Source organism: Candidatus Symbiopectobacterium sp. NZEC135 (assembly GCF_025962695.1).
In genome coordinates this window covers 59,415-71,301 of record NZ_JAGFPF010000020.1, presented here as the reverse complement: position 1 = coordinate 71,301, position 11,887 = coordinate 59,415, and the positions used below count along the sequence as shown (strand labels likewise).

The window sequence follows — 11,887 nt, the reverse complement described above, 5'->3', positions numbered from 1 at the left end:
AGAGGGACTTGAACCCTCACGTCCGAAGGACACTAACACCTGAAGCTAGCGCGTCTACCAATTCCGCCACCTTCGCAACGCCGTTACACGATCTGCATCGTGTCACCACGGGGGCGAATTCTAGAGATTTTCTCAACAACGTCAATGATTATTTCCGCTCTGGCGCTGGGTTTGCTGCAAAAATCGTCATATTGACCTTATAAGGGACGCGCGAAGCACTCCCGCAGCCAATCGATAAACACGCTGACGCGCGGCGCCAGGAAGTGCCCGGCAGGGTACATGATATATAACGGCATATCCGGTGGCGGCATCTCAGGCAGAATCTCCACCAGTTCACCGCTTTCCAGCCAGTGCCGCACACCATAGCGTGGAGACTGGATCAGCCCCAACCCGGCGCGACACGCCGCCACGTAGACATCCGCCCCGCTGACATCAATCTGACTGTGTAGGGTACGCTGCTCGCACACCCCCTGCGACATAAAATCCAGCGGGTAGTGGCGAGTCGTGCGCTGAGAGAAATACCCCACCGCCTGATGTGTGGCTAAATCATCCAGTGTTTGCGGCATACCATAGCGCTCAATGTAGGCTGCCGACGCGCAGGTTACCTGCTCCAATGCAGGCAGATGGCGCGCAATTAACGATTCATCTTCCACCTGCCAGGCACGTAGCACGCAGTCTACCCCCTCACGCAGCACATCGATCGCTGCATCATTGGCGCTCAGGCACAGCGTAATCTCCGGGTAGCGTTGATAAAACTGCGGCAGCGCGGGAATCACAATCTCACGCGCCAGCGAGTGTGGCATATCGACGCGAATGCGCCCGGAAGGACGCAATTTCTGGCGTGAGAACAGCGTATCCGTTTCGTCTATTTCTGCCAGCAACCGCAGGCAGCGCTGATAATAAATCTCACCTTCCGCCGTCACCTGTACCTGACGCGTGGTGCGCAGTAACAGTCGCACACCAAGGCGTGCCTCGAGCCGTTTAATCGTATGGCTGACGGTGGCGCGCGGTAAATTCAGCTTTTCGGCTGCCCGACTGAAATTGCCCAGTTCGATAATCCGCACAAAGGTGCGCATTGCCTGAATATGGTCCATCAGCCCTCCAATTGTTGGTGATTTTTGAACAGTGTTGCACATTATCCGCCATTTATCTTTATTCCATGAACAATCACACTGCTTCCATCTTACGAGCGAGGGAGAACACACGATGCAACAACGTCAACTTGGCAAAACGGGGCCGCTGGTTTCCAGCATCGGGCTTGGCTGCATGGGAATGAGCGATTTTTACTCGACCGCGCAGGATGAAAAAGAGGCCATCGCCACGCTGCACCGCGCACTGGAACTGGGCGTCACGCTACTGGACACCGCCGATATGTACGGCCCACACACCAACGAAGCGTTAGTCGGGCGTGCTATCAAAGGCAAACGCCAGCAGGTGGTGCTTGCCACCAAGTTCGGGATCATGCGCGATCCAAGCAACCCGCATGCACGCGGTGTCTGTGGTCGTCCGGATTACGTGCGCCAGGCAGTCGAAGGCAGCCTGAAGCGTCTCGGTGTCGATGAGATTGATCTTTACTATCAGCACCGCGTCGATCCGAGCGTACCAATTGAAGAAACCGTCGGCGCATTGAGTGATTTGGTGACCGCCGGCAAGATCCGCTATATCGGATTAAGTGAAGCGCCAGTGTCACTGCTGGAGCGCGCGCACCGCGAACACCCGATTACCGCGCTGCAAACGGAGTATTCTCTCTGGACGCGTGATGTGGAAGCGGAGATCCTCCCGGCGTGCCGCCGGTTAGGCATTGGTTTTGTCCCCTATAGCCCGCTCGGGCGTGGCTTTTTGAGCGGTACGTTACGCAGCCCGGAAGATTTGGCACCGGATGATTTCCGCCGCACCAATCCGCGCTTTATGGGGGAGAATTTTGCCAAAAACCTGGCGCTGGTTGAGCAAGTAGAAAAACTGGCGCGAGCAAAAGGCGTCACCCCTTCGCAGTTGGCGCTGGCATGGGTACTGGCGCAGGGTGATGATATCGTGCCGATTCCGGGCACCAAACGCCGTCGCTATCTGGAAGAGAATATCGCCGCACTGGATGTTCTGCTAACACCGGAAGAGCTGGCAGCCATTGAAGCCATCTTCCCCTTCGCCGCAGCAGCGGGCGATCGCTATGGCACGGAGAGCATGGCCACCATTAATAACCTACGCTAACAGCAAGTTACACTAAACACGAAGAGCAAGATGGCGGGCCTCGGTGTATCACCGAGGCCCGCACACAGTTAGCGCGCAGCCGGTTTGGCATGCTTGCTGGCGCGCGTTAATGTGGCCTGATACACCTTGAAGCGCCCGGTTTGCGCCAGCACTTCATGGTTGCCAAATGTGGCATCCAGCAAGGCCGGATAAGGCAGGAAAGCGTTAGCGACAATGCGTAACTGCCCGCCGATATTCAGGTGCTTGGGCGCCTCACGAATCAGACGATCGGCCGCACTCAGGCTGGTTTGCAAGCCATCATGGAACGGCGGGTTAGAAACGATCAGGTCAAAACGCCCGGCGATATCCGAGTAGACGTCGCTGGCAATTACATCGCCTTCCAATTCATTTAACGTCAGCGTGGCACGGCTGGTCAGCAACGCCGCCGCGTTGACATCGCTCAGCGTCAAACGCAGTTTAGGCGACTGTTTTGCCAACACCGCTGCCACTACGCCGCTGCCGCTGGCGATATCCAGCACCTTACCTTTCATGTGCGGCGCAAAGGTGGATAACAGCAGCGCGCTGCCGACATCGAGACCATCACGGCTAAACACACCCGGCAACGTAGCGACCGGCACATCTTCAACGTAATAGCTGTCTTTCCAGTCATCAAGATCAAATTCAGCACAAGCTTCTAATTGACCATGATAAAGCCCACAGCGCCGCGCGCTGTCAATCTTGGTTAATGGTGCGAAGTCTTCGAGGATGGCTTCTGCGCTGCGGACACCGCTGCGGTTCTCGCCCACCACAAAAATCTCGCTGCCAACGGCAAGATGCGATAACAGGTTGGCGAGCTGGAACTGCGCTTCCTGTTTGCTCTTCGGCCAGTAGTAAATCAGGGTATCGCAGGCGGCCACCTGCTCAGCATCCACCAGCAAACCAAACTGTGCGTTGTCGCCCATGGCTTTGTTCAGCGGCAGCCAATGGTGATATTGCGTGAGATGCACGTGCACCTCCGCCGCGTCAAACTGCGCTGGTAACGTGTCTTGAATGTCGCCGGCAAACAGCACTCGACGTGAAATAAATTCGTCACTGTGGCGCAGTATCACTTCACTGGCGGGGGTTAATGCTGACATCAGGTGTTCGCTCCTCAAAAATAGAACGGCGATTATACCCTAAATTCTCCCGGTTGCAGGGGCGCTTTATTGGCGCATCGACATCAGGTTTGTTAGCATAGTGCGGCTATTGTGGCGAACCGAGCACTGGACATCATGGCACCAAGACGCGATTGGCTTTTACAACAGATGGGGATTACGCAGTGGACGTTACGTCGCCCCACGGCGTTGCAGGGCGAGATTGCCGTTACCCTGCCCGCACAAACGCGTCTGGTGATTGTGGCGGCCCCGCTTCCGGCCCCTCATGACCCTCTGATTGGCGATGTGTTACACAGTTTGTCCCTGCGCCCGGAACAGGTTTATCCGCTCACACCGGAGCAGATTGCCATGCTGCCCGCCTCGACGCACTGCCATACCTGGTGTCTGGGGGTTGATGTGCCGCCCGCCTGGACGGGCGTGCAATTGAGTAGCCCGGCGCTGGACGCGCTTTATGCCAGCCCCAGTGCCAAACGCGCACTGTGGCAACAAATCAGTGAACATCTTCCCTTGCTGGCAGCGTCAGAGCCTCATTAATTCAGGTTGTTTATCATGCACGTTATTTCTCCCCTCACCGCCCACGATTTGCCTGCCGCCTTTGTTATTGAGAAGGCAAGCCACGCGTTTCCGTGGACGGAAAGCACCTTTACCAGTAATCAGGGCGAACGCTACCTGAACCTGAAATTAACGTGCGGCGATACGCTGGTGGCATTTGCCATTACCCAGGTGGTGCTGGATGAGGCGACATTGTTCAATATTGCCGTGCATCCCTCACACCAGCGGCAAGGCCACGGTCGGTATCTGTTGGAACAACTGATAGAAACGCTGGAGACGCGCGGCATTACCACGCTGTGGTTGGAAGTGCGCGCTTCCAACGCCAACGCTATCGCGCTGTATGAACAGTTAGGGTTTAACGAAGTGTCACTGCGACGCAACTATTACCCGGCGGCCAACGGGCGCGAAGATGCGGTGATCATGGCATTACCGTTGTAAATAATAACGCGCCTGCGCCACTACACCATGGCGACAGGCGCGGTCAGTATTAGAAATCCACAGATACCGAGAGTTTCAGCGAGCGCGGATCGCCCTGCGTTACATATGTGCCGGTATCATCCACCGAGGCCCAATATTTTTCGTTGGTGACGTTCTCGACGTTGGCACGCCATACCAAGGTGTGATCGTTCATCGGCGTACTGTAACGCACGCCCAGATCCAACCGTGTCCACGGTTTCAGTTTTAACGTATTGGCTTCGTTGGCGTATTGTGAACCGTAACGCAATACGGTGCCAGACAGCGTCAAACCTTCCACCGTCGGCACATCGTATTCACTGCCAAACACCAGTTGGTAACCGGGTGTACCCACCACATCATTGCCATTATTGGCGCCTGCGCGCGTTTTGGTCAGGGTGGCGTCCAGCAAGGTGGCGCTGCCGTTAAGGCGCAGGCCGTACATCGGCTCGCCAAACACATTCAGTTCCACGCCGCGATTGCGCTGTTCGCCGTTCAGGCCGTAAAGTTTAGTGTTGTCGTCAATAGCGCCATTGGGCCGTTTGATCTCGTAAACCGCCAGCGAGCCGCCGACACGCTGATAATCAAATTTAATCCCGACTTCATTCTGCTTGGCAACGTAGATACCTGAAATCTGTCCCGCGTTTAACACGCCACTCGACGGTGCTTTCGTCCCCGGTTGCAATGCCTCAATATGGTTGGCATACAGCGAAACGTGTTCCCAAGGTTTTACCACCACGCCGTATACCGGACTCACTTTGGTGCGATCGAAACGTCCTCCGGTGCCGCTTTCAATACCCGAGTATTCATAATTGCGAACCAGGATCTCCTGACGACGCAGCCCAGCGGTAAAGCGCACGCTGTCATCTAATATCGAGAGCGTATCAGACAGCGCCAGCCCCCAGTTTTGCATACGGTTGCGTATTTTCGGGGAGTCCATGTCTCCCTTACTGCTGGTCGTCGCAGGGAAATCCACCACTGGGGTGTTATAGATATTGGTGGCGTAGTCATACTTGGACATGGTGTACGCCACTTTGGTCTTAGTATAGATACCCGAATAACCCAGGTTGACTTCATGCTTGACCGGGCCGGTATCAAAATTGCCGCGAATACCTGCCAGCGATGAGGTGTTCTGCGCGATATACGCCGTGCTTAAACGTCCCAGCGTGGCGCTGCCGTCACCGGCCAGTGTCAATTTCGGCGTGCTGTAATTGCCTATCTCTTCGGTGTTGCTGAGACCAAGGCCGGAATAGAGCGTCCAATGATTATCCAGATCGTACTCACCGCGCAGCATCCCGAAGCGCGATTTCATATCGGTATAGACCCAGCGCTGGCTGTAGTTGTGGGTATTGGTTGGCGGTTCAGGGATGGCTTGTAACCCGGTAGCCGAAACGTTAATCCCCAAACGCCCACCGTGCAGATACTGGTGCTGGTAGCCTGCATCCAGCGAGGAACGGAAACGATCGCCACGATAATCCAGTCCGACAGCGGCCAGCGACACCCGCTCGCGCTGATCGTCAATCGCGGCTTCACCTTCGCGGTGCAGCAGGTTAACGCGCACACCAAAACGGTTATCATCGCCAAAACGTCGCCCAACATCGAGCGCGCCGCCAACCTGTGAGGAAGAGGTGTAGTCGATCGTGGCGCGCGTTAGCGGCACATCATCAGCGTGTTTGGGCTCTACGTTCACCGCGCCGCCCACGCCGCTGCCACCGGCGGAAACACCGTTAAGAAACGCGTTGGACCCTTTCAGGATTTCAACCCGGTCAATCATATTGGTGGAGACAATCTGACGCGGCATCACGCCAAACAGGCCGCCCATGGTGATGTCATCGCCGTCCAGTTTGAAGCCGCGAATACGGTAGGCTTCCGCAAAGTTGCCGTAGCCGCGCACGCTTTGCACCGAGGCATCGTTCTTAACCACATCGCCCAGGGTTTGCGCCTGCTGCGATTCAATCATTCGGCTGGTATAGCTGACGACATTGAACGGCACATCACGCGCGTTTTGCTGACCGAGGAAACCGACACGTCCGCCGTTGGCAATCTGTCCATCCAGATAAGCCGGTACCAACTGATCGCCACCGGCACGGAAGTTATCTTCCGGTTTGGCGATCACCGTCATGGTGTCTTTGCTGTTTACGCTATCGGTTGGAGAAGCCGGTTGTGCTGCCGTATTTACCGCCACTGAAGCGGTGTCCTGTGCCAGAATTGGCAATGCTAATGTGCCACAAAATGCCCCGATGAGCACCGCAAGCCGGGTTGGCTTACGTGCTATATGAATTAACGCTGTCATGTTCATCCCCTTACTGCAAATGTAAATCATTATTATTCTGCTTCGCAATTATGCGAATTCGATTGACAAATGCAAGCGGCGATACGGTTTACTTCTTGCTCTCAGGCAGAATGTTGCCGACGTAACAGCAGGATAAAATACGGTGCCCCCAGGAATGTGGCTAACAGGCCGGCGGGAATTTGATAAGGAAAAATCACTACGCGCCCCAACCAGTCGGCGATCAGCATCAGCATGCCGCCAAGCAGTGAAGCGATAACGATCTGTTGCAATGCGCGGCGAAACCCAAGAAAACGGGCAAGGTGGGGAGCCATCAAACCCACAAAACTCAGCGGACCGATCACCAATGTCGCGGTCGCAACCAGCCCTGCCGCCAGCAGTAAAATCAACAAACGCGCAGGGCGCAGCGCAACCCCCACGGACTGGGCCACGCTTGCGCCTAACGGCATGATGGCAATCCAGCGGCGTAGCAATGGGGTGGCACTCAGTAGTACCAGCGCAATAATGGCCGAGAGATACGCCTGCTGCGGGCTGACCTTGTAGGTGGAACCCGCCAACCACGCTAATAGTGCTCCGGTGCGCGGATCGCCACTCGCCAGAATAAAGGTCAGCAGGGTAGAAAATACGGTGCTTAGCGCAATCCCCACCAACAGAAGGCGGCTGGAAGAGTAACCGCCGCGATTCGCCAGCAGCATAATCAGCAGCAGCGTGCCTCCCGCGCCGGCACTGCCAGCCAACCAACGCCACGATGACACATCCCCCGGAACCAATAACAGCAGCAGAACCACGCCAAAAGCGGCCCCCGAGGTGACCCCCAAGACTTCCGGGCTGGCCATCGGATTTCCCGTCAACTTCTGCATCAAGGCGCCCGCGACAGCGAGCATCGCACCGGCCGAAAGCGCGGCAACCACGCGCGGCCAGCGCCATTGCCACATCTCATGCAGCGACCAGTACCAGCCGTTTTGATCCTGCCCGCTGCCCAACGCGACCAGCAACAGAAACAGCAGCAACGCCGCGTAGAGGGTCAATAGCGGCGTGCTCAGCGCGCGTTCACGCACCGATTGACGAACGGTGTCCACCGAAGGCACATTCACATGGCGCAGATGAGGCAGTAACCACAACATGACCGGCGCGCCCACCAGCGCGGTCGCAACCCCTGTAGGCACTTCGCGCCAGTAGCGTGCCAGCAGAATAATGCACTGATCGCTGATAACCAGCAGCAATGCCCCCACCAGCATCGCCACCGCAAGCTGCGGCCCTAAGCGTCTGGCACCCAACATGCGCGCCAAAAGTGGAGCAAACAGACCAATAAAACCGATAACACCCGCTACGCTCACCAGCATGGCGCTTAGCACCATAGCGATACCCAACCCGGCAATACGCGCCACCGTCAGGTTTACCCCCAGACTGCGGATCACGGCATCATCCAATGACAACATTGCTAAAGGCCGGATCATCAGTAACACGATAACCAGACCGATCAGCATCCGAGGCCAAAGGAACGACACGGCGCTCCAGTCATACTGATTAAGCATACCGCTGCCCCACAGGAACAGGCTTTGCAAACGTTCATGGTTGAACAGCGTCAGTAAGCTTTTCACCGCACCACAATACAACCCCACCACCAACCCAGCGAGAATCAGGGTAATGGGCGACATACGCCGCCCCGATGCCACCCCAAACACAATGGCACCCGCGACGATAGCCCCGACAATAGTCGCCAACTGTCGCGTTGTCTCCCCGCCTGGCAAGGCCCACAGCGTTGCCAAGGCCAACCCTAATTGTGCGCCCGCGGAGACACCGAGCGTCGCGGGCTCCGCCAGCGGATTCCGTAAAATTTGCTGAAACAATACGCCAACCAACCCCAGCGCGGCACCGACCAACAGCGATAGCACCGCCCGGGGCAGCAGGCTGAAATGAAACAGCATCTGGTTGGCATCTTGCCCATCCGGGTTCCACACGCTGTGCCACCAGAGGTGTGCCGGTACCAGTTGACTAAAATTCACGCCAGCGAGCCCAATCGCCACCAATGCCAGCGCAGATAACCACAGCAGGCCAAAAGTTCTCATGCCTTCGACTCCAACGCCTGCACCAGAAGCCGTGCAAAGCGTAGCGCCGAGAACGTCGCGCCGTAAAACCAGACCGCAGGCAAGGTCTGCCAGCGGTTGTCCCGAACGAAGGGCATCATGCGCCACAGCGCTGACTGGGACACCGAATCCAGCAGTGCGGTATCGCCCTGAACAAAGAACAGCGCTTGCACGTTTTCGTAGCGCACCAAGCGCTCAATACCGACCACGGCGCTCCCCCAAAAGTTGGTTTCTTCCTGCCAGGCATTGGTTAAACCAAGCCGAGTGAGCACGTTGTTAAACAAGCTGTTATTACCCATAACCAGCGCACGGCGGCTATCAAGCAGCGAGAACAGCAGCAAAGGACGGGGCGAATAAGCGCGAAGTCGTTGTGCCAGCACGTCAAATTCACGATCAAATGCGATCAGATGCTGTTCAGCAATATGCGTCAGGTTCAAGCGTTGACCGAGCAAAAGCAGATCGCGCCGGGCGGCATCAAGCGGTTGGTGCTGCGCATCGCGGAAACCCGACGCGAAGCAAGGTGCCAAACGGGTCAATGGCTCAATATCGGGCCCAAACCCCTGTGACACCAGAAACAGAGAGGGATTGAGGCGTTGCAACAATTCCATATTGGGCTCATTGCGCAACCCGACATCAATCACGCCATGAGACAACGCGGGCTCGACCACCCAACGGTGATAATTCCCCTTCTCCGCCACGGCAAGCGGCGTAATGCCCAGTGCCATCAGCAGTTCCACGGGCCGCCACTCCAGCGCAATAATCCGCTCAAGACTGACAATAGGATCAGAGGCCGAGACAAAGCCCGGCGTCAACCATGGAGAGAGCGCAGCCAGTTTCAATAAACGGCGGCGAGAAAAGGCACCCGACAAGCCAATCATGAGAAAAGTAATTATTATCATTCCAATTTTGCGTCGTATTATGCAAAATCCTCCTTCTGTTGCCAATGCCCCATCGGAGTCGGTGTGAATAGCTGTGGCCTAGAACAACAACATGCCGAAATCAGACGCGTTATAGAAACGCGTTTTTTGCTCTCGGTGCCTGAGGGCGACATACACTTTCCCACTACGCTGTTGCAAGCGCCGATAACAGCGAACATTCCGTCATGGCTGCACACGCTGATCCAAGGGCAGCCAGAGCAGGCGATTCCCTATCTGATTTCCAGATGGTCGCAGTGGTATTTTGCGTTACTGATTGCCCCCTGGGTCTATGTCCACCTGCGCTATCAGTGGCAACTCCCATACCGTTTAGCGGACATTGCCTATGTGCAGAGTGAGCAAGGCACGCCGCAACGCTTTGTCCTCTCCTCGCTCGGCAGTCCGGTTGAGGAGCGCGAGTGGCAGGCTTTTTTACCGCTGATCGATGAACATATCGCCCCCGTATGCCAACAACTCTCCGCACTTTCAGGACTAAGTGCAGCGCTGTTTTGGAATAATGCTGGCGTGCGTTTTTACCAGGGGATGAATCAGGCGGAACAAGAGGGGGCGGATGTGCGCCACGCCGTAGATTTACTCGATAGAGCCGTGCTTAACGACGGTGAAAAAAATCAGCTGTATCAACCGATTCGTTTACGTACCCTTCCCTCCGGTGAGCAAAAAAAGGAGCGGCGACACTGCTGCCTGATTTATCGTTTGGAAGGCGGATCACTCTGCCCGGGCTGTCCGCGTTTGCGCGCAGAACACCGTAAACGCACAACGCATGTAAAGGACTGACCACATTTTGCTACGGCACCGATCGCAATAACGCGACACGGGTAACTGAAATGCCATTTCTTTTTTTTCATACTCTCATTTCACATTAACGCAACGGATCTGCGTTCCTTTATCCCTGTGAATGAGGTAAAAAAATGAAAAAATACGCTCTGGTCACTGCCTGTGTGTTCGGCCTGTTTTCCCTCTCTGCTACCGCCGCGCAAGTCACCAATGTTACAGCTTCTGGCTATGACTCCGATAAGGGCCATACCCCTGCCAACATTGCTGATGGTAATAACAAAACGCGCTGGGCGGTAAACGGTGAAGGTTGGGTGCAGTTGGAACTCGATAAGGCACAATCCATTGAAAACTTTGTCTTGGTGCCGTTCAAAGCGGAAGAGCGCAAGCTGAAGTTCTCGGTGTCCTACTCCGCCGATGGCAAGAGCTGGACCAAACTGGCTGATAATCTGGTCACGTCTAACGAGGCCAAAGAGGGCGAGAAATTCACCTTCCCGGCGGTCAACGCGCGCTTTATCAAGCTGGAAACCTTTGGTACCGATACCAATAAATGGAGTGCCATCAACGAAATCACGTTTAACAGCGCAGCACAGGTTCCTACCCGGGCCATTAAATAACCCTGACCGCGTTGTCATGACGTTGCTCTGATAACAAAAAGCCCCGGCCAAACAGGTGCCGGGGCTTTTTTATGACCGTTACCAATCAGATTAGCGGCGATCGCCCAACAACACAGATTCCAGCGCAATGGTGATCATGTCGTTAAACGCGGTTTGGCGTTCGTGCGACGTGGTCTGTTCACCGGTGCGAATATGGTCAGAGACGGTGCAAATGGCCAACGCTTTGGCACCAAACTCGGCGGCGACGCCATAAATTCCCGCCGCTTCCATTTCTACGCCAAGAATACCGTATTTCTCCATCACGTCGAACATCTGCGGATCTGGCGTATAGAACAGGTCAGCAGAGAACAGGTTGCCCACCCGAACGGTGATGCCTTTATCCTGCGCCGCATCCACCGCATTACGCACCAGATCGAAATCGGCAATAGCGGCAAAGTCATGATCTTTAAAGCGCAGACGGTTTACTTTTGAATCCGTACACGCGCCCATGCCAATCACCACGTCATACAGCTTCACGTCCTCGCGCACCGCACCGCAGGAGCCGACACGAATAATGGTTTTCACATCGTATTCCGTGATCAGCTCTTTGGTATAGATAGAGCAGGACGGAATGCCCATACCGTGCCCCATGACTGAAATCGCGCGCCCTTTGTAGCTGCCGGTGTAGCCCAGCATGCCACGCACATTGTTGACTTCACGGGCATTTTCCAAAAAGGTTTCGGCAATGTACTTCGCACGCAGCGGATCGCCCGGCATCAGTACAACATCGGCAAAATCCCCTTTTTCCGCATTGATATGTGGCGTTGCCATTTTTTGATTCCTTATAGAGTACGTCGTGTGAATT

12 protein-coding genes are annotated in these 11,887 nt (G+C 55.6%); 6 read left to right on the top strand and 6 right to left on the bottom strand.

The window, feature by feature from the left end; all coding sequences use genetic code 11:
* On the top strand, window positions 1–203 hold a 203-nt coding region (locus tag J5224_RS12355; protein WP_264625658.1), incomplete at its 5' end, for a hypothetical protein.
* Here J5224_RS12355 and J5224_RS12350 read toward each other — a convergent pair.
* Complete coding sequence (locus J5224_RS12350; RefSeq protein ID WP_264625657.1) at window positions 198–1,094, bottom strand: LysR family transcriptional regulator; 897 nt, start codon at window positions 1,092–1,094, stop codon at window positions 198–200. The genes J5224_RS12355 and J5224_RS12350 overlap by 6 nt on opposite strands.
* Window positions 1,095–1,206: 112 nt before the next feature.
* Here J5224_RS12350 and J5224_RS12345 point away from each other — a divergent pair, with 112 nt between their 5' ends.
* Window positions 1,207–2,205, top strand: a complete 999-nt coding sequence (locus J5224_RS12345) for an aldo/keto reductase (RefSeq protein ID WP_264625656.1) — start codon at window positions 1,207–1,209, stop codon at window positions 2,203–2,205.
* Between the two features lie 68 nt (window positions 2,206–2,273).
* On the opposite strand, the gene rsmC is transcribed toward J5224_RS12345, so the two are convergent.
* Window positions 2,274–3,320 (bottom strand): 16S rRNA (guanine(1207)-N(2))-methyltransferase RsmC, encoded by a 1,047-nt coding sequence (rsmC, locus tag J5224_RS12340; protein WP_264625655.1) that lies wholly within the window; start codon window positions 3,318–3,320, stop codon window positions 2,274–2,276.
* Between the two features lie 135 nt (window positions 3,321–3,455).
* On the opposite strand from rsmC, the gene J5224_RS12335 reads away from it, so the two are divergent.
* Entirely contained in the window at window positions 3,456–3,872 is a 417-nt protein-coding gene (locus tag J5224_RS12335; protein WP_264625654.1) for a DNA polymerase III subunit psi, read from the top strand.
* 15 nt (window positions 3,873–3,887) lie between these two features.
* Window positions 3,888–4,328 (top strand): ribosomal protein S18-alanine N-acetyltransferase, encoded by a 441-nt coding sequence (gene rimI, locus J5224_RS12330; protein WP_264625653.1) that lies wholly within the window; start codon window positions 3,888–3,890, stop codon window positions 4,326–4,328.
* Window positions 4,329–4,377: 49 nt separating this feature from the next.
* Here the strand turns inward: rimI and J5224_RS12325 are convergent, their stop codons facing one another.
* The 3 genes from J5224_RS12325 to fhuD all read right to left on the bottom strand — a co-directional run bounded on the left by J5224_RS12325 (window position 4,378) and on the right by fhuD (window position 9,619).
* Window positions 4,378–6,642 carry a TonB-dependent receptor gene (locus tag J5224_RS12325; protein WP_413544671.1) on the bottom strand — a complete coding sequence of 755 codons (2,265 nt, stop codon included), beginning with the start codon at window positions 6,640–6,642 and terminating at the stop codon, window positions 4,378–4,380.
* Window positions 6,643–6,737: 95 nt separating this feature from the next.
* Window positions 6,738–8,702 carry a Fe(3+)-hydroxamate ABC transporter permease FhuB gene (fhuB, locus tag J5224_RS12320; protein WP_264625651.1) on the bottom strand — a complete coding sequence of 655 codons (1,965 nt, stop codon included), beginning with the start codon at window positions 8,700–8,702 and terminating at the stop codon, window positions 6,738–6,740.
* Window positions 8,699–9,619: a Fe(3+)-hydroxamate ABC transporter substrate-binding protein FhuD gene (fhuD, locus tag J5224_RS12315; RefSeq protein ID WP_264625650.1), complete on the bottom strand. Its 921-nt coding sequence runs from the start codon at window positions 9,617–9,619 to the stop codon at window positions 8,699–8,701. The genes fhuB and fhuD overlap by 4 nt, the downstream gene beginning before the upstream one ends.
* Before the next feature lie 63 nt (window positions 9,620–9,682).
* On the opposite strand from fhuD, the gene fhuF reads away from it, so the two are divergent.
* Window positions 9,683–10,429, top strand: a complete 747-nt coding sequence (fhuF, locus tag J5224_RS12310; protein WP_264625649.1) for a siderophore-iron reductase FhuF — start codon at window positions 9,683–9,685, stop codon at window positions 10,427–10,429.
* Window positions 10,430–10,563: 134 nt separating this feature from the next.
* On the top strand, window positions 10,564–11,043 hold the full coding sequence (locus J5224_RS12305) for a discoidin domain-containing protein (RefSeq protein WP_264625648.1): 480 nt from the start codon (window positions 10,564–10,566) through the stop codon (window positions 11,041–11,043).
* A 90-nt stretch (window positions 11,044–11,133) separates the two neighbouring features.
* On the opposite strand, the gene deoD is transcribed toward J5224_RS12305, so the two are convergent.
* Window positions 11,134–11,853 carry a purine-nucleoside phosphorylase gene (gene deoD / locus J5224_RS12300; RefSeq protein WP_222159543.1) on the bottom strand — a complete coding sequence of 240 codons (720 nt, stop codon included), beginning with the start codon at window positions 11,851–11,853 and terminating at the stop codon, window positions 11,134–11,136.
* Window positions 11,854–11,887: the final 34 nt, after the last annotated feature.

Coding starts and splice junctions, on each gene's coding strand:
- J5224_RS12350 (WP_264625657.1), bottom strand. CDS start 1,094: ATGGACCATATTCAGGCAATGCGCACCTTTGTGCGGATTATCGAACTG.
- J5224_RS12345 (WP_264625656.1), top strand. CDS start 1,207: ATGCAACAACGTCAACTTGGCAAAACGGGGCCGCTGGTTTCCAGCATC.
- rsmC (WP_264625655.1), bottom strand. CDS start 3,320: ATGTCAGCATTAACCCCCGCCAGTGAAGTGATACTGCGCCACAGTGAC.
- J5224_RS12335 (WP_264625654.1), top strand. CDS start 3,456: ATGGCACCAAGACGCGATTGGCTTTTACAACAGATGGGGATTACGCAG.
- rimI (WP_264625653.1), top strand. CDS start 3,888: ATGCACGTTATTTCTCCCCTCACCGCCCACGATTTGCCTGCCGCCTTT.
- J5224_RS12325 (WP_413544671.1), bottom strand. CDS start 6,642: ATGAACATGACAGCGTTAATTCATATAGCACGTAAGCCAACCCGGCTT.
- fhuB (WP_264625651.1), bottom strand. CDS start 8,702: ATGAGAACTTTTGGCCTGCTGTGGTTATCTGCGCTGGCATTGGTGGCG.
- fhuD (WP_264625650.1), bottom strand. CDS start 9,619: ATGATAATAATTACTTTTCTCATGATTGGCTTGTCGGGTGCCTTTTCT.
- J5224_RS12305 (WP_264625648.1), top strand. CDS start 10,564: ATGAAAAAATACGCTCTGGTCACTGCCTGTGTGTTCGGCCTGTTTTCC.
- deoD (WP_222159543.1), bottom strand. CDS start 11,853: ATGGCAACGCCACATATCAATGCGGAAAAAGGGGATTTTGCCGATGTT.